This window comes from Aestuariimicrobium kwangyangense DSM 21549, assembly GCF_000421525.1.
Taxonomy (GTDB): Bacteria; Actinomycetota; Actinomycetes; order Propionibacteriales; family Propionibacteriaceae; genus Aestuariimicrobium; species Aestuariimicrobium kwangyangense.
In genome coordinates this window covers 1,056,967-1,077,800 of sequence record NZ_ATXE01000001.1, presented here as the reverse complement: position 1 = coordinate 1,077,800, position 20,834 = coordinate 1,056,967, and the positions used below count along the sequence as shown (strand labels likewise).

Sequence of the window (20,834 nt, the reverse complement as noted above, 5' to 3'; positions counted from 1 at the left end):
GGGAGGGCAACGCTGTCCCCCTCGGTGAGCCCTAGGCTGGGCGCATGCCGCTGACCATTCGTCCCGCGACCACAGCTGACCTGCCGGCCATCACCGATATCTACAACGAGGCGGGGGTCGGCACCACGGCCAGCTACGACCTGGCACCGGTGACGGTCGCGGAGCGTGCGGCCGTGCTGCAGGACAAGCAGCGTCGCGGACACCCCACCCTGGTGGCGCTGATCGACGGCGAGACGATCGGCTTCGCCAGCTACGGCACCTTTCGCGACAAGGCGGGCTACAACTACACGGTCGAGCACTCGGTGTACGTCAAGTCGGGTCACCGCGCAGCAGGGGTGGGCCGGATGCTGATGACCGCCCTGATCGACTATGCCAAGGGCCACGGCGTCCACGTGATGATCGGGGTGCTCGATGCCAGCAACGAGACGAGCATCAACTTCCACGAGCGGATGGGCTTCGTCGAAGTGGCGCGGATGCCAGAGGTCGGTCGCAAGTTCGGGCGCTGGCTCGACATCGTGATGATGCAACTCACCTTCGATGGTCCCGACGTGCGTTGATCGTTGATCGACCCGCCCCAGCCCGCAACCATGTGCCTGAGCAACTCGCTCCCGGCATCCTCACCATTCCTCCCGAAGAGAGCACGTCATGTCTGACTCCGCAGTGAAGCAGGGCCCGAGCAAGCAGGGTCCCGACCGACCCACGGCCTCTGGGGAGAACCCGGGCGCCCCCACCGGCGCGAGCGAACGTCGGGGGCTGATCGAACTGCAGGGCATCGACGTCATCGACGAACCGGCACGCACCGCTCGTCCGCGTGACCTGTTCATGCCGTGGTTCGCGGCCAACGTGAGTGTCTTCGGCATGAGCTACGGCTCGTTCGTGCTCGGCTTCGGCATCTCGTTCTGGCAGGCCACCGTCGTGTCGCTGGTCGGTGTCGTCTTCAGCTTCCTGATCTGCGGGATCATCGCCATCGCCGGCAAGCGCGGTTCGGTGCCCACCATGGTGTTGAGCCGGGCCGCGTTCGGCGTGGACGGGCAGAAGCTGCCGGGAGCGCTCGGCTGGCTCACCTCGATCGGCTGGGAGACCACCCTCACCATCCTGGCGACGTTGGCCACCGTGACGATCTTCGACAAGGTCGGCTGGGCCCACGGCACGGCGGTCAAGATCCTGGCCACCGTCGTGATCGCCGGCACCATCGTGGCCGCGTCGGTGCTCGGCTACCACGTGATCATGAAGCTGCAGTCGGTGCTCACCTGGGTGACCGGCATCGCCACCGTCATCATCATGGCGATCACCGTTCCCAAGATCGACTGGGCGGCCGTCTCGTCGCTGCCCGCCGGTTCAGCCGCGCAGATGGTGGGCGCCCTGGTGATGGTGATGACCGGTTTCGGACTGGGGTGGACGAACGTGGCCGCCGACTGGTCGCGCTACCAGCGTCGCAGCGCCTCCTCGGGCTCGATCGTCTTCTGGAACACCTTCGGCGGTTCGGTGGCCCCGATCGTGCTGGTCATCTTCGGGCTGCTGCTCAGCGTCTCGAACAAGGACTACGCCGGGCACGTCGCCGGCGATCCCATCGGGGCGCTGGCCGACCTGCTCCCCACCTGGATCCTGCTGCCCTTCCTGCTGGTCGCGGTGCTCAGCCTGATCTCGGGAGCGGTGCTGGGCATCTACTCCTCGGGACTCACCCTGCTCTCCCTCGGCGTGAAGGTCTCCCGCCCGGTGGCGGCCCTGATCGACGGCAGCATCCTCACCGCCGGCACGATCTTCGTGGTCTTCTTCGCCACCGACTTCCTCGGCCCGTTCCAGTCCTTCCTGATCACCCTCGGGGTGCCGCTGGCGGCGTGGGCGGGAATCTTCTGCTCCGACCTGGCGCTGCGTCGCCGCGCCTACGACACGGTCAGCCTGTTCAAGCCGAACGGACGCTACGGCCGGTTCGACTGGGTCTCGATCATCACCCTGGTGGTCTCATCGGTGATCGGCTGGGGTCTGGTCGTCAACCAGTTCGCCGCCGACGCCAGCTGGAACAACTGGCAGGGCTACCTGCTGGAGCCGCTCGGCCTGGGTGCCCGGGTCGTCGACGACCAGGGCGTGCAGTCGTGGGACGGCAGCTGGCCCTGGGCCAACCTCGGCGTGCTGGTCTCGTTGGTCATCAGCTTCCTGGTGACCCTGGTGGCACGCCGCGGTCTCGTCCGTCGACAGGAGTCGACCCAGACCGAAGCCGACGAGAACGCCACCTCTGCCGACATCACGGCAGAGCTGGAGGCCGGTGAGCGCCGATGAGCTCACGCCCGTGGCTGCTCGTGATCGACCCGCAGCGCATCTTCGCCGACCCCGCCTCGCAGTGGTGCGCCCCTGACTTCGCCTCGATCGTGGGACCGGTGGACGCACTGGTCGCCGAACACGGCGAGCGAACGATCGTCACCCGCTGGTTGCCCGGCGACAACCGGCGTGGCTCGTGGGCGGCCTACTTCGAGAAGTGGTCGTTCGCGGACCGTCCGAACGAGGATGCCATGTTCGACCTGGTCGACCCGGCCCTGCCCTGGGCCGCTGAACGAGGCGGGGTGACCCTGGATGTCTCGACGTTCGGCAAGTTCGGCGCCTCCCTGCTGGCCATCACGGGCCCCGAACCACACCTGGTGCTGAGCGGGGTGGCCACCGACTGTTGCGTCATCTCGACGGCACTCGCCGCCGCCGATGCGGGAGCAACCGTCGAGGTGGTGGGAGCGGCCTGCGCCGGGTCGTCCGCCGAGAACCAGGCTGCTGCCCTCCAGGTGATGGGCCTCTACTCCCCCCAGATCACCGTCCGCTGACGCGGCGCTCGGCCCGACCTCACCGGGTCAGTCCGACCCGCTCAGTCCTCGGGGTTGCAGCAGGGGCAGTCCCGCACCTCGTCGGCGACCCGGACGAGCGCCCGCACGACGGCGCGTCCGGCCTCATCGCGTCGGTGCGACATCTCGGGGTGCCACTGCACCCCCACCACCCATCCCCCGTGCGAGGGATCGAGACTGAACGCCTCCACCAGACCGTCGGGTGCCGTGGCCTCGACCACCAGGCCCCGGCCCAGGGTGTCGATGCCCTGGTGGTGGAAGGAGGTGACCATCACCTCGTCGGCACCGATGGCCTCACGCAGCACGCCCGACTCGGCGAGCACCACCGGGTGGCTGGTCACGTCCGGGGGCAGGCTCTGCCAGTGGGCCACGTCACCGGGACGATCGGTGGGCAGGTCCTGGTGCAGGGTGCCACCGAAGCGCACGTTCAACACCTGCATGCCCCGGCAGATGCCGAGCACGGGAATGCCGCGTGCGAGGGCCGCGTCGACCAACGCCAGGTCCCACGCGTCGCGATGGGGAAGGGTGTCGCCGCAGACGGGACGAGTGGGCTGGCCGTAGCTGGCAGGGTCGACGTCGTGCCCGCCGGTGAGGATGAGCGCGTCGAGATCGCGCACCTGCTCCGTCACCAGGTCGGGGTGCTCGGCCGGGTCGAACAACGGCAGCAACACCGGCAGACCGCCGGTGGCGAGCACGACCTCCGGGTAGTCGACGGCCACGTTCGTCCGCGGGTAGCCCGGCAGCGGACCCGACAGTTCGTGGCCGGTGGTGGTCGAGATGCCGATACGGGGTCGTGACATGGCCGGGAGCCTAGCGACCATGACGTGGCGCGCGGCGGGCTGCCCACGCTGCGGGTGAGAGGGTGAGGCCCATGCTCTGGTTCACCCTCGTCGTCGCCGCGCTGCTCATCGGTGTCTCGAAGACCTCGGTCGGCGGGCTGGGATCGGTCAGCGTGGCACTGTTCGCCCTCGTCATGCCGACGAAGGAATCCACGGCCGCGGTGTTGTTGTTGCTGATCGTCGGCGACATCGTCGCGGTGCTGAGGTATCGGTCACACGCCGACTGGAAACTGCTGGTCAAGCTGCTGCCCTGGGTGCTGCCGGGGTTGGCACTCGGCGCCCTGTTCCTGCGCGCCGTGGACGACCACGTGCTGACCCGTGCGATCGGCGCCATGCTGCTGGTGATGCTGGCGATCCAGTTGGTCACCCGCTGGGGACCGGGGGCGAGGCGGAGGAATGCAGGGACCCCGCCCGGTGTCGACGCACCCGAGCACCAGTCGTGGGCCCAGACCAAGCTCGCGGCTGGCGGCGCGGGAATCCTGGCGGGCTTCACCACCATGACCGCCAATGCTGCCGGACCCGTGATGACGCTCTACCTGTTGGCCGCTCGCATCGACAAGCTGCGGTTCGTCGGTACGGGCGCCTGGTACTTCCTGATCATCAACCTCACGAAGGTGCCGTTCTCGGCAGGGCTGGGGCTGTTCACCCGCCACACCCTCGTCACCGATCTGGTGTTGGCACCCGTCGTGCTGGTGGGCACCTGGTTCGGTTCGAGGCTGCTGGCCGTGATGCCCCAGAAGGTCTTCGAGAACGTCGCGATCCTGGCCTCGGCGATCGGGGCGGTGAGCCTGCTGTTGAAGTGAGACGGGTGGCACCGAGACCGGGGGGAGTTGCGCAGGGCGCAATTGCAGGCGATAATCGTTCTCATTAGTGCTCTCCTGAGACGACCGAAAGAAGTGATCCCGTGCGCCGCCTGATCGCCGTCCTCACCGTGGCCCTGCTCGCCCTCACGGCGGCCTGCTCGACCGATGCGAAGAGTTCGTCCGGGAAGCCGAGCGTCGTCGCCTCCACCAGCGTCTGGGCGGCCGTGGCCCGACAGGTCGCGGGCGGCCATGCCGACGTCAGCGCCATCCTCGACAGTCCCCAGCAGGACCCGCACGACTACGAGGCCAACGCCCAGGACAAGCTGGCCTTCTCCCGGGCCACCGTGACCGTGGTCAACGGGGGCGGCTACGACGACTGGGCCACCAAGCTGGCCTCGTCCTCGTCCACCGTCGTGAATGCTGTCGAGGTCTCGGGGCTGCCGGGAGCCGGTGAGGACGGTTTCAACGAGCACGTCTGGTACTCCCCCACCGCAGCGGTCCAGGTCGCCACCCGAGTGGCCGACGGACTGGCCAAGGCCGACGCCGCCAACGCTGCCGCCTATCGCCAGAACCTCACCGCCTTCACCTCGACAATCACAGCCCTCGAGGCACGGGCGCAACAGATCGCCGCCAAGAACACGGGTGCGGGCATCGTGTCGACCGAACCGGTGGGAGCACACCTGTTCGCATGGGTCGGCGTCAAGGACGTGACCCCCGAGGCCTATGTCACCGGTTCGGAGTCCGATGCGGGTCCCTCGGTGTCGGCCGTCAACCAGACCGAGAGTCTGATGACCTCCGGAAGGGTGCGCGCCCTGGCGGTCAACCCCCAGACCTCCGACCCCGTCTCGGACAGGTTGGTGGCCTCGGCCAAGGCAGCGAAGGTCCCCACCTTCGACGTCTACGAGATCCTGCCCGACGCCACCATGAGCTACACCGACTTCCTCGCCGCAGCCCTCACCTCCCTCTCGAAGGCACTCAGCCAATGAGCATCACCACCACCCCGGCCATGGAGGCACTCGGCGCCGCCGAGCCCGCCATCTGCCTCAACAACGCCTGCGTCGCCTTCGGCGAGCGGGTGCTGTGGGACCACGTCGACCTCGACATCGCGCCCGGGGAGTTCGTGGCCGTGCTCGGGCCCAATGGGGCAGGCAAGACGACCCTGCTGCGCGTGCTGCTGGGCCAGCACCACCTCACGCACGGCCAGGTGAGGATCGATGGCAACCCCGTGCAGCGCGGCTCGCGGCGGATCGGCTACGTGCCCCAGCAGAAGAGCATCGACTCGACCGCGGTGATCCGAGGACGAGACCTGGTCGCCCTGGGGCTCGACGGGGACCGATGGGGCATCACCTGGCCGACCCGGCAACGGCGCGAGAAGATCGACTGGGCCCTCGACGCCGTCGGCGCACTCGCCTACGCCGACGCCCCCCTGTCGATGCTCTCGGGTGGCGAACAACAGCGCCTGCGGATCGCCCAGGCGCTGGTGACCGATCCCTCGGTGCTGCTGTGCGATGAGCCCCTGCTGAGCCTCGACATCTTCCACCAACTGGCCGTCACCGACCTGATCGACCGCACCCGTCGGGAGCACAACATCGCCGTGCTGTTCGTCACCCACGAGATCAACCCCGTGCTGCCGCTGGTCGACCGGATCATCTACTTCGCCAATGGGCAGGCGCTGATCGGCACCCCCGACGAGGTGATGACGACCCAGACGCTGTCGGAGTTGTACGGACGCCGGGTCGAGGTGCTGCGCCACGACGGACAACTGCTCGTCTTCGGCGCCGACGACCACGCCCACCACCCTGAGCCCGACCAGGAGGGCGACGCATGATCGGCCTGCAATTCGGCATCCACACCTTCCTGAACTTCGACAACCTCGGGCAGTTGCTGCCGCTGGTGTGGGGGTCCCTGGTCGCCGGGGTGATCCTCGGCCTGATCGCCGGCGCCATCGGGCCGATGATCCACGCCCGAGACCTCGCCTTCGCCGTGCACGGCACCTCGGAGTTGTCGTTCGCAGGGGCAGCAGCCGCGCTCTTCTTCGGTGTCTCGGTGAACCTCGGGGCGATCGCGGGCTCGCTGGCCGCGGCCCTCGTGCTCGGGTGGCTGGGCGTCAAGGCCCGCCATCGCAACGCCACCATCGGCATCCTGCTGCCGTTCGGACTGGGCATCGGGGTGCTCTTCCTGGCCCTGTACACCGGTCGGTCGTCCAACAAGTTCGGCCTGCTCGCCGGTCAGATCGTGGCGGTGCAGTCGACCCAACTGGTCAGCCTGGCGGTGGTTGCGGCGGTGATCGCGGCCGTGCTGGTGCCGATCTGGCGCCCCCTGTTCTTCGCCTCCGTCGACCCCGAGGTGGCCCAGGCGCGGGGGGTTCCGGTCAGGGCCCTGTCGATGGCCTTCATGGTGGTGCTGGGGCTGGCCGTGGCCATGACGGTGCAACTGGTCGGCGCCCTGCTGGTGCTCTCGCTGCTGATCACGCCGACGGCCGCAGCCGCGCGGCTCACGGTCCGTCCGTTCATGCTGTCGGTGCTGAGCGTGGCCTTCGCCGTCACCAGTGCCGTCGGCGGGATCGTGCTCTCGCTGGGCCCCGGTCTGCCCATCAGTCCCTACGTGACCACCGTGTCGTTCCTCATCTTCCTGGTCTGCTTGGTCATCGGACGCGTGCGGGAGCGGCGCGGGTGGAACCAGCGTCCTGAGGTCGGTCATCATCCCCACGCGGACGCCCTGCACACGCACTGAGACTGCACAGACGCTGATTCGGTGGAGCGCTGGGCCTGCTGGGGACCCTGGCCGGCCCCGCCGACGCGGTCCCTCGCGCCTGCCCTCGTCCCGCACCACCTGCCCCACTTCCGCGCAGTTGCCCCATCCCTCCCCGGGGGCAACTGCGCCGTAGGCGGGCAACTGGGACGGGACGCGGGCAACTGTGCGGCTGGACGCCAGAAGAGCACGCCTCGGACCAGACCCGATGCGCAACCCCCGTCAGAGGCGGCCCACGATGGAGGCCGGCAACACGTCGGCGTGCGCGTCGATCAGCTCCTCGGTCATGGCGTGCGCCTCCTCCAGGGTCAGGAGTGCCGCCGTCAGCGGGTCCATGGCCACCGCATGGTGCACGTGCTCGCGGTCACCGGTGAGCGCCGCCAGCACCGCCAAGGTCTGCACGTTGACGTTGGTCCGGTTGAGCGCCGCCAGTTGCGGCGGCAGGTCTCCGATCGAGGTGGGCTGCACGCCTCGAGCGTCGATCAGGCAGGGCACCTCGACGCAGGCGTCGTCCGGCAGGTTGGTGATCAGCGCACCTCGGTTGGGCACGTTGCCGTGCACCACGCTGGGGGTGCCGGTGACGATCGAGTTGATGATGGTGGCGCCGTACTCGACGGACGGGGCGAGTTCGTCCTTGAGCCGGCCCAACTGGCCGTTGATGTCGCCCTGGTCGTCGTGCGAGGCGCAGATCTCGTAGTAGTCCCAGCGCTCGGGGATCCATGAGTTGACCATCTCGGGGTTCTTGCGGAAGTAGGGCAGGTACTCCGACGCATGGTGGCTCGACTCAGTCTGGAAGTAGCCGAAGGCCTTCATGATGGCGGTGCGCACCTGCTCGTTGCCACCCTCGTAGGTGCTGGCCGCGAGTGCCGCGTCGGAGTGGTCGCCCTGGTCGCCGACCAGCTCGGAGGCGGCTCGTCCGCGCTGGTGGCGTGCCGCCATCACCTCGCGCAGCCGGGGGTAGAGGTCGACGGTGCCGTGCATGAACTCGAGCACCCACGCCTGGTGGTTGATGCCTGCGCAGCGATAGCTCACCTCGTCGTAGGGAACCTCGAGCGTGCGGGCCAGCATGCGGGTGGTGCCCTGCACGCTGTGGCACAGACCGATGGTCTTCAGGCCGCGCGCGTTCAGGTAGGCCGTGGCCATGGCCATCGGGTTGGCGTAGTTGATGAACTGGGCCTGGGGGCAGACCTCGAGGGCGTCCTCGATGATCTGGTCGTAGGCGTTGACCGAACGCAGGAACCGGAACACACCGCCGGGGCCGACCGTGTCGCCGACCGTCTGGTCGATGCCGTGGCGGCGCGGGATCTCGACGTCGTGGCGGTAGGACTCCACCCCTCCCACCTGGAAGGTGATGATCACGACGTCGGCCCCGTCGAGGGCGGCGCGGCGATCCGTGGTCTGCTCGACGACGGTCGACAGACCGTGGTGGGCGACCAGCGCGCGAGCCGCCTCGGCCACGGGCCCGAGCTTGTCGGGGTTGACGTCCATCAGGCGAAGGGTCGAGTCGCGCAGGGCCTCGAAGCTGAGGATGTCGCCGATCAACCGGAAGGGGAACACGTGTCCCCCGGCGCCGATGATGGTGATGGTCGGACGAGTGATGAACCGGGTCATGCGTCAAGGCTAGGAACGCCGAGCCCGGATGTCTGCCGCGATACAGTCTGGTTCTTCCAGTATCCTCTGATGCCAGCGCTACGGTGACCTGGTGACCACCGCCGCCACACGCCGTCCCGACTCGCGAGCTCGCCCCACCACCCACCCCGGCGCCCAGCCCGGCGCCGGCACCCCGTCGCCGCGCGCCGTGGCAGCCGACGTCATCAGCGAGTCCAGCTGCCTCTGGGCACGGGTCGGTGAACCGCCGCGGATGGAGGCGATGCACTCCCACAACGACCTCGAGCTCAACATCGTGGTCCGTGGTGAACTCCACTACCTGTTCGCAGGACGACCGTGGGTGCTCCGGGCAGGGCAGGTGGCCCTGTTCTGGGCGATCCCTCCCCACGGGTTGGTCGAGTCGTTGCCCGGGAGCGCCTGCTGGGTTCACGTCCCACTCCCGACTGTGCTGGGGTGGGGTCTGCCCGAGGACGACCTGGCTCGCCTGCTGCGCCCCGAACCCGTGGTGGTGGACTCCCCCACCCTGCACGCCCGCCTCGCCGGACTCGTCGGTGGGTGGTGTGAGGACTTCGACGACGAGGACGATCGCGAGCCCGCGGTGCTCGAGATCCAGGCCGCGGTCCGCCGACTGCTCTCGGCCGCAGGTCGTCCCCCGTCGAGGCCGACCCACCTCACCGGCCAGGCCAGCCGTCTCGACCAGGTCACCCAGCTCGCCCGCTTCGTCATGGAGCACCACCGCTCCCCGCTGACCGTCGACGAGATCGCGGCCTCGGCCCACCTGTCCGCCTCGCACGCGATGGCGATCTTCCGGGCGGCTGTGGGGGTGACGATCGGCGAGTACCTGACCATGTGCCGGGTCTCGGAGGCCGAGCGACTGCTGGTGACCACCGATCGTCCGGTCGCCGAGATCGCCCATGCCAGCGGCTTCGGATCGTTGTCGAGTTTCCACGTGCACCTCGGACGAGCCACCGGCTGCTCGCCGAGGGAGTTCCGTCGGCGCTCCCGCTGAGGGGCCCGCTCAGTCGGTGGCGGTGCCGGTGCCCGTGCCTGTGCTGGTGCCGGGTTCGGGGTTGTCGCCGAACGCCAACGTGTCCACGAAGGCAAGGATGTCGTGGGTGACCTCGGCGGCCATCACGTCGTTGAGCAACTCGTGGCGCCCGCCCGGGTAGATGTTCACCTCGACCCGCTTGACCCCCGCCGCCTCGTAGGCGACCGCAGCGCGCTGGGCGGCGACGCCAGAGTTGCTGACCGGGTCGTCCGAACCTGCCAACAGCAGGATGGGCAGGTCGTGCGGGGTCGAGGCGGCGTTCTCGGGGCTGTTGACCCTGACCGCGGCCCTGGCCAAGTCACGCATGAAACTGGCCGAGCAGACGAAACCGCACCACTCGTCGGCCAGGTAGGAGTCCACCTGCTCGGGCACCCCCGACAACCAGTCCCGATCGGTGCGGGCGGGCGAGAAGGCAGCGTTGTGACCGGCGAAGGTGAGTCGGTCCAGCAGCTTGGAGCGGTGCTCGGCCCCTCGGGTGCGCACGATGGCAGACGCCAGCACCGCCCCGGCAGCCTTGGCCCCCGGATGGCCGGGCGGTCCGATCAGCACCATCCCGTCGACCAGCAGGGGCGGCTGGGTGACCAGTTCACGCGCCACCAGCGAACCCATCGAGTGGCCGAGCAGCACCACCGGCACATCGGGGTGCCGGAACCTGACATGCCGGACGACGGCCCGCAGGTCGTCGACGATCAGTTGCCACCCGCCACGGTCGGCGACGTGACCGGCGCGTGACACCGTCCCCGCCGTGAGGCCGTGACCGCGATGGTCGACGGCGAAGACGGCGATCCCCTGCTCCGCGGCGGTCGTGGCGAAGGCCGCATATCGTCCGCCGTGCTCCGCCACCCCGTGCACGATCACCAGCGCGGCACGAGCGCGACCATCTGGCGTGTCCTGGGCGTCGGGCAGCCACGAGCGGCCCCCCAGCCGCGTTCCGTTGACCTCGAGGTCGAATTGGGTCGCCTTCATGGTGCCCACTCTAGGCACCGAGCATCTGGCAGACCGGTTCTGGTCATCTGGCGCAGGGCACCTTGTGGACCCTCCGCCGGGGGCATCGTGGGTGCATCCGAGTGGTGACCCGGGACGACCGACCGCAGCGGCCCTCGATAGCCTCGGGGACGAGTGGCGACGACGCCCAGAGAGGATCCCCATGAGCGACTTCCACGCCGACGACAACGGCTTCTTCGGAGAGTTCGGAGGCAGCTTCCTGCCCCCGCACCTGGTCACCCCGATCGCCGAGGTGAAGCAGGCCTACCAGGAGGCGAAGGCCGACCCGGCCTTCCAGGCGGAGTACGAACGACTGCTGAAGAAGTACGTCGGACGCCCCAGCCCGCTGTTCCTGGCCGAACGGCTCACCGAGCACGCCGGAGGGGCGCGCATCTACCTCAAGCGCGAGGACCTCAACCACACCGGTGCCCACAAGATCAACCACTGCATCGGCGAGGCACTGCTCGCCAAGCGGATGGGCAAGAAGAAGCTGATCGCCGAGACCGGCGCCGGTCAGCACGGTGTCGCACTGGCCACGGCAGCAGCGCTCCTCGGGCTCGAGTGCGAGATCCACATGGGCGCCATCGACGTCGCCAAGCAGCACCCCAACGTCGTCCGCATGCAACTGCTGGGTGCCACCGTCGTCGAGGTCACCGAGGGAGGCCGCTCGCTGAAGGAGGCCGTCGACTCGGCCTTCACCACCTTCGCCAACGACTACCACGAGGTCTTCTTCGGCATCGGTTCGGTGGTCGGACCCGATCCCTACCCCACCATGGTGCGCGACTTCCAGTCCGTGGTCGGGCGGGAGGCCAGGCAGCAGATCCTCGACGAGGAGGGACGGCTGCCCGACGCCCTCGTCGGCGCGGTCGGTGGCGGTTCGAACGCCCTCGGACTGTTCACCGCGTTCCTCGACGATCCGGAGGTCGCCATCTACGGGGTCGAACCCGCCGGAGAGGGGCTGGAGACCCCCCGCCACGCCGCCACCATGAGCAAGGGCACCCCCGGCATGCTGCACGGCATGCAGACGATCGTGCTGCAGGACGACGAGGGCAACCCCTCGCCCGTGCACTCGATCGCCTCGGGTCTCGACTACCCGGGGGTGGGCCCCCAGCACGCCCACCTGCGGTCGACGGGGCGGGTCACCTACGTCTCGGCCACCGACGACGAGACCCTCGACGCGTTCAGCCTGCTCAGCCGCCTCGAGGGGATCATCCCTGCCCTGGAGTCGAGCCACGCCGTGGCGCACGCTCTCAAGTTGGCCCCCGAACTGGGTCCCGACAAGGTCATCATCGTGAACCTGTCGGGACGCGGCGACAAGGACGTCGACTACGTCGCCGAGGTCCTGGCCCAGCGCTCGAGGAACTGACCTTCGCCCCGGGCCGCACGACCAGACACCGGCCCGGGGCGATCCAGAATCGTCCCCTGGCGGCGAATGTTGCCCACCACGGGCCACATGTCGCCCCACGGGACGGTTATGGATCCACTTGGACCGGCAAGGTCCAGCCGGGAGGCCGATCAGATCTCGGGAACGACGCCCCAGATGCGCTGCAGGTAGTCCCTGATCGAACGATCGGACGAGAAGAAACCGCTGCGGGCCACGTTCAGGATGGCCGCCTTCGTCCACACCTCGGTGTCGGCGTACTTCTCTTCGATCTTCTTCTGCACGTCGACGTAGGAGCGGAAGTCGGCCAGGGCCATGAACCGGTCCTCGGAGAGAAGGTTCGACACGATCGAGTCGAACCCGCGGGGGTCCCCGTCGGAGAAGGTGCCCGAGGCGATCAGGTCGATGGCGGCCTTCAACTGCGGGTCGGACTCGTAGACCTCGGATGGCCGGTAGCCCTGGCGTTGGCGTTCGGCGACCTGAGGCTCGTCCATGCCGAACAGGAAGAAGTTGTCGTCGCCCACGAGCTTGCGGATCTCGACATTCGCGCCGTCGTCGGTGCCGACGGTGAGGGCACCATTGAGGGCGAACTTCATGTTGCCGGTGCCTGATGCCTCCTGCCCTGCCAGCGAGATCTGTTCCGACAGGTCGGCCGCCGGGATCAGGGTCTCGGCCAGGGTGACGTTGTAGTTCGGCGGGTAGGCGATGTGCAGCATGCCCTGCATGCGGGAGTCGTTGTTGACCACGTGGGCCACCCGGTTGATCAGCCGGATGGTCTCCTTGGCGACGCGGTAGCCGGGGGCGGCCTTCGCCCCGAAGACCACGGTGCGGGGGGTCAGGGTCGTCGGGTCGACGTGGCCGTGGATGACCTGCTCGTAGGTCGAGACCACGTGCAACAGCTTCATCGACTGGCGCTTGTACTCGTGCAGTCGCTTGACCATGACGTCGAGCAGGTGGCCCTGGCCCGACTCGCTGTGGGGCAGGTGCATGCCGTCGCGGCGTTCCAGCAGCGCGACCAGACGCGCCTTGTTGGCCTGCTTGACCTCGCGGAACTGCTGGCGGAACTGCTCGTCCTCGGCGAAGGGCTCGAGTTCACCGAGTCGCTCGAGGTCGGTCAGCCAGCCTCGTCCGATGGCGCTGGTGATCAGCGACGACAGGCCGGGGTTGGCGATCTTGATGAACCGACGCGGGGTGACACCGTTGGTGACGTTGGTGAACTTCTCGGGCCACAGCTCGTTGAAGTCGGGCAGCACCTTGTCACGCAGCAATTGGGAGTGCAGTTCGGCGACGCCGTTGATCTTGACGCCGGCGACCGAGGCGAGGTTCGCCATCCGAACCGACTGGGCGGGGTGGTCGGCAACGATCGACATGCGCCGGACGCGCCACTCGTCGGGGCCGAACTTCTCGCGCACCGTCTTGAGGAACTCCTCGTTGATCCGGTAGATGATCTCGAGGTGGCGCGGCAGCAGGCGTCCGAGCAGTTCGGTCGACCAGACCTCGAGCGCCTCGGGCAGCAGCGTGTGACAGGTGTAGGCGAAACACTTCTGGGTGATCTGCCAGGCCTCGTCCCACTCGAGCCCACGCTCGTCGACGAGGATGCGCATCAGTTCCGGCACCGCGATCACCGGGTGGGTGTCGTTGAGCTGGAAGATGATCCGCTCGGGCAGCCGGTGCAGGTCGAAGTCGGGACCGAGTTCGTTGTCGAGGAAGTCGTAGAGCGAGCAGGTGACGAAGAAGTACTGCTGCTGCAGCCGCAGTTCCTTGCCCTGGGGAGTGGAGTCCTCCGGGTAGAGCACCTTGGTGATGTTCTCGGCGAAGGTCTGGGCGCGGACCGCCTGAGCGTAGTCGCCGGAGTTGAAGATCGCCAGGTCGAACGCGTTGGTGGCCACCGAGCTCCACAGCCGCAGCGTGTTCACCCGGCCGTTGCGGTAGCCGGGAACCATGTAGTTGTAGGGCACGCCCTTGACGTTCCAGGCGGGCACCCAGCGGGTGCGCTCGACACCGGCGTCGTCGACGTACTTCTCGGTCTGGCCGCCGAAGTTCACCACGACGGACGATTCCGGGTCAGGGAACTCCCACGGGTTGCCGAGCTCGAGCCAGGTGTCGGGCTGTTCCACCTGTGCGCCGTCGACGAAGGTCTGGCGGAAGATGCCGTACTCGTAGCGGATGCCGTAACCGATGGTGGGCACGTTCTTGGTGGCGGCCGAGTCGATGAAGCAGGCGGCGAGACGCCCCAGGCCACCGTTGCCGAGCCCGGGCTCCACCTCGAGTTCCTTGAGCTGGTTGAGGTCGAGACCCAGCGACTCCATGGCCTCGCGGGCGACGTCGTTGAGGTCGGCCGCCAGCAGCGCGTTGCTGAGCTGTCGTCCCAGCAGGTACTCCGCGGACAGGTAGCCGACCATCTTGCTGCCGGACTCACGCTGCTTGCGGTTGGTCTCCAGCCAGCGGGCCATCAGGTAGTACCGCACCGTGCGCGCCAGGGCCAGGTACTGGTCGTGAGCCGTCGATCGCGACAGCGTTCGCCCTTGTTCGGTGTTCAGCTCGTACAGGAAGGTCCGGACGAGGCCGTCGGAGGTGTGCGCCGGCGAGGCCACCGGGGCCAGGCCGAGCGGATGGGTGACGGGCTTCTGGGGTCCGACCGGAGTCTGAGGAGGCACCATGGAACGACACCCTAATGGGTGGTCGCCAGGGGGCCCGAACCGGCCGGTATCGCTTTGGTCACAGCCGTGTGAAAGAACCTCACGGGCCGCCGGCCCGACCCTCCCTGTGCCCGGCTCGTCCGGACCCCCTTCCCGAGGACGACCCGGCAACCGGGGGCCCGGCGGCTGGGTCTCGGGGCGAGGCGTGGTTCACCGATTTGTCACCCGTGTACGGAATGCTGGGCCCATGAAGCAGCGCATGAACATGCGGGAGTACATCGACCATCTCAAGGACGAGGGGTACCGGATCGTCGGCGCCGAGGCTGAGGACCCGCAGCTGATCTCCCCCGACGGCAAGGCATCCGAGACCTGGCGCCATGACTACCCCTATGACGAGCTGATGTCGCGTCCCGAGTACGAACGGGAGAAGTACGCGCTGCAGATCGAACTGCTGAAGTTCCAGTACTGGAGCCAGGACACCGGCGCCAAGCACGTGATCGTCTTCGAGGGACGGGATGCGGCCGGCAAGGGGGGCACGATCAAGCGGTTCACCGAGCACCTCAACCCCCGTGCGGCACACGTGGTTGCGTTGAACACGCCGACCGAACGCGAGAAGGGCCAGTGGTACTTCCAGCGGTACGCCGAGCACCTGCCCACCGCTGGCGAGATCGTCATGTTCGACCGGTCCTGGTACAACCGGGCAGGCGTCGAGAAGGTGATGGGTTTCTGCACGCCGGATGAGTACGAGATCTTCATGGGGCAGGCGCCGCTGTTCGAGCGGATGCTCGTCGACTCGGGCATCTCGCTCACCAAGTTCTGGTTCTCGGTCACCCAGGACGAGCAGCGCACCCGGTTCGCGCTGCGCCAGCTCGATCCGGTTCGCCAGTGGAAGCTGTCGCCGATGGACCTGGAGTCGCTCGACAAGTGGGAGGACTACACCGAGGCGAAGGAGGCGATGCTGCTGCGCACCGACAAGAAGCTCGCCCCTTGGACCACGGTGAAGTCGAACGACAAGAAGCGCGCCCGCATCAACGCCATGCGCTCGTTCCTGTACCAGTTCGACTACGAGGGGCGTGACAACTCGGTGGTCTATGCGCCCGACGACAAGATCGTCCGACGGGCCAAGCACAGCCAGGGCGACTGACCCCTCTGCGGTTGGACGGGCTCGGTCAGGACTGGACTCTGCCCGAGCCGGGCTCGGTCAGGCCTCGTGGGGCCTGCCGGCCAGTAGGTCTCGCAGGGTCGCCACCTCGGCGCGCAGCTTCTCGGAGGCGTCGGATCGTCCGAGTTCGTCGTAGTGGGTGATGGCGGCCTCGCGCTCGGCGACCTCCTTCTCCACCACCTCGCGCTGCTGGTCGTCGTCGAGCAACAGCCGATCGGACTCCCCCGACCCGAACGCGACCGCCGATTCGATGGCACCGGCCGAGGGCACGATGCTCACCGGCAGCGCCTCCGCGTTGCCGATGGCCGACAGGGCGCTGCGGAGGGCGCCCACGGCCACGGTGTCCTGGGCCTTCATCGCTTCGGTGAGAGCGGACTGGATCTGGTCGCGAATCGTCATGGTCCCACCTCACCACACGGCGGGCCACGCGCAGTTCCTTGCGCGCCTGACCGGCAACCCCTGCCGGCCGCGGGTTCGGCTGACAGAATTGGCAGGTCATTATTTCTTGTTCGAGGAGTGAGGAACCACCATGGAATACCGCACGATGGGCAGCACCGGGGTCAGCGTCTCGAGGCTCTGTCTGGGCACGATGACCTTCGGCAAGGAGACCGACGAGCGTGGCGCGCACGCACAGTTGGACGCGTTCGTGGAGGCTGGCGGCACCTTCATCGACACCGCCGACGTCTACAACGGCGGGGTGTCGGAGGAGATCATCGGGCGCTGGCTCGGGCAGAAGGACGGCCGCGCCGATGAGGTGGTGCTCGCGACCAAGGGACGCTTCCCCACCGGCCAGCACCCCAACGGTGTCGGGCTCTCCCGCAAGCACCTGACCTCGGCACTCGACGCGAGCCTGCGCCGCTTGGGGGTCGACACCATCGACCTCTACCAGGTGCACGCGTTCGACCCCTTCACCCCGCTGGACGAGGTGCTGAGGTTCATGGACGACGCCATGCGCCAGGGCAAGATCCACTACTTCGGGCTGAGCAACTTCATCGGTTGGCAGATCGCGGCCATCAGTGAACTGGCTGGTGCCAGCGGCATGGTGCACCCCGTGCTCCTGCAGCCCCAGTACAACCTGCTGACCCGCTACATCGAGCTCGAGATCGTGCCCGCCTGTGAGCAGTACGGCATCGGTCTGATCCCGTGGAGCCCGCTGGGCGGCGGCTGGCTGACCGGCAAGTACTCCCGCGAGCAGGCCCCGACCGGCGCCACCCGGCTGGGCGAGGACCCCAACCGCGGCATGGAGAACTACGCCGACAAGCAGTCCGATGACAAGGCCTGGGACATCCTCGACGTGGTCCGCCGCGTCGCCGACGAGACCGGGCTGACGATGGCCCAGGTGGCGCTGGCGTGGGTGGCGGATCGTCCGATGGTGACCGCACCGATCCTCGGCAACCGCACGACCGAGCAACTGGACGAGGCCCTCAAGATGGCCGACGTGCATCTCGACGAGGCCCACACCAAGGCGCTGGACGAGGTGTCGCGCCCGGTGCTTCCGGACTACCCCTACGGCGAGCGTGGAGTTGGCCAGCGCAGCCGGGAGCTCTCCTTCGGGCGCTGATCACGGACGAGTCCTCGGCCCGGCCGATCAGGTCGGGCCGAGGAACGTCGATCGAGGAGGGGCCGACCTCCACCGTCGATCGAGTAGGGGTGAGGAACGAGCCGCGTGTCGAGATCACGTCCGCTCCCACGACACCCCTCAGGACCGCTCCAGCAACTCCGCCAACCGGTCGAGGTCAGCGGCCATCTGCGCGCAATCGCGCTCGAACTCCTCGTCGGTGAGGTCGAGTTGGCGCACGCTGACGACCACTTCACTTCCCTCGGGGTGCACCAGCACCCGCATCGGATTGTTCTGGGTGACCCCGTTGGGCATCGTGACGTCGTGGTCGACCACTCCGAAGTCGTTTGGGGGGACGAAGCGCACCCGCACCTGCCCCATCGGTGAGGCGATGACCAGGTCGTCCCCTTCTCGCGACACCTCGGCCTGGGCCAGGCCCTCGGCCCACAGCGGCAGGTGATCCGGTTCGCGGACGTAGTCGTGGACGGTGGCGAAGGGGGCCGCGATGACGCGGCTCACATGTCGGCTCTGCATGTCACCAGTGTCGTCGCGATCGGGCCGCCGGGCGCAGGATCAGGACGTTCCATCGAGGTAGAACCATCGTCCGGCTCGGCGCTCGAAGCGCGATCGCTCGTGCAGGTCACCCCCCGTGTGGTGGGCCACGAACTCCACCACGCCCCGGGAGTCCTGCGCGCCACCGTCGACCACGTCGACGATGTCGATTCCGGTCCACACGACCCCCGATGTGTCGACGTGATCGGGACGAGTGCGCGGGTGCCACGTGGTGACCAGGTACTCCCCTAGCCCCAGCACGAACGCCGAATAGCGGGACCTCATCAACTCCTCGGCGGTCTCCGCAGGCGTTCCCAGATGGATGGGACCGCAGCATCGACCGTAGTCACCGCCGCCGCAGGGGCACTCGCGGGCGAGGGACGACGCTCCCGCGAGGTCGCGCTCAGCTGGGTTGGCCATGGCGGTGAGCGTAGCGGTCGGGCCGATGGAGGCGTCCCAGGCAGGACGCCGTTGGTCGGAGGAGGAGAATGGGTACAGACCTTCCTCGAACGACGATGCCGTCCGCCCAAGGCCGGACCGTTCATCCTTCAGGATTCGAGGCAACCCATGTCCAGATCATTGGTCTCCCTGCTCTACGGGTTGGCGCTGGTGGTGACCGTGGTGGGCGTCGACCTGGCCTTCTTCCGCGGGCACTTCTTGCCCCGGCTCGCCGCGAACGTGGCGCTTGTGTTGCTGTTCGCTGCCTTCTGGTTCCGGTACGTGGGTCGGACGGCCCCCTGACAGCTACCTCACCCGCGTGCTTTGCCCCTCCTCGCCGGTGGGGTCGGGTGGGCGAGGCGCGTCCGACACGCGCCGCGATCAGAGGGGGTCAGATGACGTCTTCGAAGCTGTCCTCGCCGGGTCGCCACACCATTCCGGCGCCGTCTCGAAAGCCCATCACCTCGGCGATCTCGACGAAGACCTCGTCCCGGGTGGGATGGATGACCACGGCACCGGTGTCCAGACCGATTCGGATCCCCTGACCGGTGGCCTCGCTCGTCGACATGACCGTCCCGGGAACCAGTTTTCGCAGGGCATCGGCGTACCCGAGGTCGGACTCGTTCCACCGACGGCCCTGCGACTCGACCTGCGGCCACACGTAGCTGTTGAGGATCACGGGATTGCCTGCGCCCGGGTCGCCGTCGAATCGCAGTTGCACGTAGTCATTGAGGACGAACTCGACGGAGTACATTCGCTCGCCCAACAACCGCGACAGCAACTCGTTGGCCACATGTGCGGTCACACGCACCTCCAGCGCTGTGGATTCATGCCCTGAAGCTACAGGGGCAGCGTTTCGGTGCGGTCCAGTCGGGCTGCCTCCCTGCTGCCAAAGGCCACACGATCGTCGGACTAGAGTGCTGCGGTGCAGACGACGCGACGGGCCCTGACGGCAGCCGCGGGCCTCGCAGCCTTCCTCGCGGTGACGTCGTGCTCATCGAGCGACCGGGCCGCTGCCCCCACGTCCACTGTTCCCGCCCCGTCCACCCCCATTCCACAAGCCCCCGAGCGACCCGTCGGCTCAGGCACCGGCGTGATGTTCGGGGTCAGCCTCGACTGGTCCCGCGAGCAACTCGCCGAGTACGCCAGCCACCTGGGCCACAACCCGGCGGTGGCGGTGAACTTCTCAGGCTTCCCGTTGACCGACACCGACCGCACGAACGTTGAAGCCGCAGCGGGTCAGGTTCGCCGCCAGGGAGCCGTCCTGCTGCTCACCCTCGAGCCGAACGAAGGACTTCCAGCGGCCAGAACGGAAGAAGCCCTGAGCGACCTGGTGGCGCTGCTGACGAGGATCAACGAGTCGGGGGTGGGCGTGATCGTCCGGTTCGGGAAGGAGATGAACGGATCCTGGTACGCGTGGGGTCAGCAGCCGACTGCCTACGTTGAAGCGTTCCGCACGCTGGCCGCTGCGGTGCACTCGACGCCGTCGAGCGCGACCATGTGGGCTCCCAACTATGGCGGCGGCTACCCCTTCACTGGCGGCCGATACGTCGCCACGAAGGGCACTGCCGACTTCGACGCCCTCGACACCAACCATGACGGGATCGTGGACGGGACCGACGACCCCTACGCCCCGTACTACCCCGGCGACGCAGCGGTCGACTGGGTGGGCATGTCCCTGTACCACTGGGGCAACACCTACCCCTGGGGGGCGAACGTGGTCCCGGAGCGGGACAAGTTCGTCCGGCAACTCACCGGCACCTACAACGGGGCCGGGGGCAATGATCTCGCCGTCCCGGACTTCTACGCGGAGTACGCCGTCGGACATTCCAAGCCCCTGGCCATCGTCGAGACAGCGGCCTTGGTCAACACCGAGCGGGACGCGTCGAACGCCCTGGCGATCAAGCAGGAGTGGTGGCAGCAGGTGCTCGCAGCCGACATCCCCACACGGTTCCCGGCCTTGAGGATGGTCAACTGGTTCGAGTGGGACAAGTACGAGGCCGAGGTCAGGGCGCGGGTCGACTGGACGGTCGCCCAGGACCCAGATGTGCGGACGGCCTTCGTCAAGGACTTGCCGGCCTGGCTCCGGTATGGGCCGCTCCACACTGAGTAACCCCGCGGTGTGACTCCCCCTGCATCGTCCGTCGGTGATGCGCGTCATGGAAACAACGCGCCCGGACCCGCCATCTGCCGCTGGAACGTGATCGTCGTGCCAGCTTGGTCGTCGCTGGGTGGGCGTGGAGGAC

21 protein-coding genes are annotated in these 20,834 nt (G+C 68.0%); 13 read left to right on the top strand and 8 right to left on the bottom strand.

From position 1 onward, the window contains the following. The first annotated feature begins 44 nt into the window (after window positions 1–44). From H507_RS0104790 to H507_RS0104780, 3 genes are all read left to right on the top strand, one after another. Window positions 45–557 (top strand): GNAT family N-acetyltransferase, encoded by a 513-nt coding sequence (locus H507_RS0104790; protein WP_022909581.1) that lies wholly within the window; start codon window positions 45–47, stop codon window positions 555–557. An 88-nt stretch (window positions 558–645) separates the two neighbouring features. Then, entirely contained in the window at window positions 646–2,277 is a 1,632-nt protein-coding gene (locus H507_RS14775) for a purine-cytosine permease family protein (protein WP_022909580.1), read from the top strand. Further along, window positions 2,274–2,807 (top strand): cysteine hydrolase family protein, encoded by a 534-nt coding sequence (locus H507_RS0104780; RefSeq protein ID WP_022909579.1) that lies wholly within the window; start codon window positions 2,274–2,276, stop codon window positions 2,805–2,807. The genes H507_RS14775 and H507_RS0104780 overlap by 4 nt, the downstream gene beginning before the upstream one ends. Before the next feature lie 41 nt (window positions 2,808–2,848). On the opposite strand, the gene H507_RS14770 is transcribed toward H507_RS0104780, so the two are convergent. Then, entirely contained in the window at window positions 2,849–3,625 is a 777-nt protein-coding gene (locus tag H507_RS14770; protein ID WP_022909578.1) for a gamma-glutamyl-gamma-aminobutyrate hydrolase family protein, read from the bottom strand. Between the two features lie 71 nt (window positions 3,626–3,696). On the opposite strand from H507_RS14770, the gene H507_RS0104770 reads away from it, so the two are divergent. The 4 genes from H507_RS0104770 to H507_RS0104755 all read left to right on the top strand — a co-directional run bounded on the left by H507_RS0104770 (window position 3,697) and on the right by H507_RS0104755 (window position 7,200). Further along, window positions 3,697–4,467: a sulfite exporter TauE/SafE family protein gene (locus H507_RS0104770; RefSeq protein WP_022909577.1), complete on the top strand. Its 771-nt coding sequence runs from the start codon at window positions 3,697–3,699 to the stop codon at window positions 4,465–4,467. 101 nt (window positions 4,468–4,568) lie between these two features. Next, window positions 4,569–5,453 (top strand): metal ABC transporter solute-binding protein, Zn/Mn family, encoded by an 885-nt coding sequence (locus H507_RS0104765; RefSeq protein WP_022909576.1) that lies wholly within the window; start codon window positions 4,569–4,571, stop codon window positions 5,451–5,453. After that, the gene (locus tag H507_RS0104760; RefSeq protein WP_022909575.1) at window positions 5,450–6,295 is read left to right on the top strand and encodes a metal ABC transporter ATP-binding protein; all 846 of its coding nucleotides are present in this window, start codon (window positions 5,450–5,452) and stop codon (window positions 6,293–6,295) included. The genes H507_RS0104765 and H507_RS0104760 overlap by 4 nt, the downstream gene beginning before the upstream one ends. Beyond that, a complete protein-coding gene (locus H507_RS0104755; RefSeq protein ID WP_022909574.1) occupies window positions 6,292–7,200 on the top strand; it encodes a metal ABC transporter permease in 909 nt (302 codons plus the stop codon). Before H507_RS0104760 ends, H507_RS0104755 begins: the two co-directional genes overlap by 4 nt. 240 nt (window positions 7,201–7,440) lie before the next feature. Here the strand turns inward: H507_RS0104755 and melA are convergent, their stop codons facing one another. Beyond that, complete coding sequence (gene melA / locus H507_RS0104750) at window positions 7,441–8,829, bottom strand: alpha-galactosidase (RefSeq protein ID WP_022909573.1); 1,389 nt, start codon at window positions 8,827–8,829, stop codon at window positions 7,441–7,443. A 91-nt stretch (window positions 8,830–8,920) separates the two neighbouring features. Between melA and H507_RS0104745 the strand changes: the two genes are divergently transcribed. Further along, window positions 8,921–9,835, top strand: coding sequence for a helix-turn-helix domain-containing protein (locus H507_RS0104745; protein WP_022909572.1), 915 nt, complete (start codon window positions 8,921–8,923; stop codon window positions 9,833–9,835). Window positions 9,836–9,844: 9 nt separating this feature from the next. Here H507_RS0104745 and H507_RS14765 read toward each other — a convergent pair whose 3' ends face one another. Continuing rightward, entirely contained in the window at window positions 9,845–10,840 is a 996-nt protein-coding gene (locus H507_RS14765) for an alpha/beta hydrolase (protein ID WP_051139633.1), read from the bottom strand. Between the two features lie 181 nt (window positions 10,841–11,021). Between H507_RS14765 and trpB the strand changes: the two genes are divergently transcribed. Next, the gene (gene trpB / locus H507_RS0104735) at window positions 11,022–12,224 is read left to right on the top strand and encodes a tryptophan synthase subunit beta (RefSeq protein WP_022909570.1); all 1,203 of its coding nucleotides are present in this window, start codon (window positions 11,022–11,024) and stop codon (window positions 12,222–12,224) included. A gap of 149 nt (window positions 12,225–12,373) precedes the next feature. Here the strand turns inward: trpB and H507_RS14760 are convergent, their stop codons facing one another. Next, complete coding sequence (locus tag H507_RS14760) at window positions 12,374–14,899, bottom strand: glycogen/starch/alpha-glucan phosphorylase (protein WP_022909569.1); 2,526 nt, start codon at window positions 14,897–14,899, stop codon at window positions 12,374–12,376. A gap of 226 nt (window positions 14,900–15,125) precedes the next feature. On the opposite strand from H507_RS14760, the gene ppk2 reads away from it, so the two are divergent. After that, window positions 15,126–16,022, top strand: a complete 897-nt coding sequence (gene ppk2 / locus H507_RS0104725; protein WP_026377782.1) for a polyphosphate kinase 2 — start codon at window positions 15,126–15,128, stop codon at window positions 16,020–16,022. 57 nt (window positions 16,023–16,079) lie between these two features. Here the strand turns inward: ppk2 and H507_RS0104720 are convergent, their stop codons facing one another. Then, a complete protein-coding gene (locus H507_RS0104720) occupies window positions 16,080–16,439 on the bottom strand; it encodes a GatB/YqeY domain-containing protein (RefSeq protein WP_022909567.1) in 360 nt (119 codons plus the stop codon). Window positions 16,440–16,569: 130 nt separating this feature from the next. On the opposite strand from H507_RS0104720, the gene H507_RS0104715 reads away from it, so the two are divergent. Then, window positions 16,570–17,601 carry an aldo/keto reductase gene (locus tag H507_RS0104715; protein WP_022909566.1) on the top strand — a complete coding sequence of 344 codons (1,032 nt, stop codon included), beginning with the start codon at window positions 16,570–16,572 and terminating at the stop codon, window positions 17,599–17,601. 138 nt (window positions 17,602–17,739) lie between these two features. On the opposite strand, the gene H507_RS0104710 is transcribed toward H507_RS0104715, so the two are convergent. Together H507_RS0104710 and H507_RS0104705 are read right to left on the bottom strand one after the other, a co-directional pair. Next, window positions 17,740–18,132, bottom strand: coding sequence for an SRPBCC family protein (locus H507_RS0104710; RefSeq protein WP_022909565.1), 393 nt, complete (start codon window positions 18,130–18,132; stop codon window positions 17,740–17,742). Window positions 18,133–18,171: 39 nt separating this feature from the next. Then, complete coding sequence (locus tag H507_RS0104705; RefSeq protein ID WP_022909564.1) at window positions 18,172–18,570, bottom strand: YchJ family protein; 399 nt, start codon at window positions 18,568–18,570, stop codon at window positions 18,172–18,174. A gap of 147 nt (window positions 18,571–18,717) precedes the next feature. On the opposite strand from H507_RS0104705, the gene H507_RS17945 reads away from it, so the two are divergent. Further along, a complete protein-coding gene (locus H507_RS17945; RefSeq protein ID WP_022909563.1) occupies window positions 18,718–18,891 on the top strand; it encodes a hypothetical protein in 174 nt (57 codons plus the stop codon). Window positions 18,892–18,979: 88 nt separating this feature from the next. Here H507_RS17945 and H507_RS0104695 read toward each other — a convergent pair whose 3' ends face one another. Continuing rightward, on the bottom strand, window positions 18,980–19,393 hold the full coding sequence (locus tag H507_RS0104695; RefSeq protein WP_040437425.1) for a hypothetical protein: 414 nt from the start codon (window positions 19,391–19,393) through the stop codon (window positions 18,980–18,982). A 120-nt stretch (window positions 19,394–19,513) separates the two neighbouring features. On the opposite strand from H507_RS0104695, the gene H507_RS14755 reads away from it, so the two are divergent. Beyond that, the gene (locus H507_RS14755; protein WP_022909561.1) at window positions 19,514–20,701 is read left to right on the top strand and encodes a glycoside hydrolase family 26 protein; all 1,188 of its coding nucleotides are present in this window, start codon (window positions 19,514–19,516) and stop codon (window positions 20,699–20,701) included. Window positions 20,702–20,834: the final 133 nt, after the last annotated feature.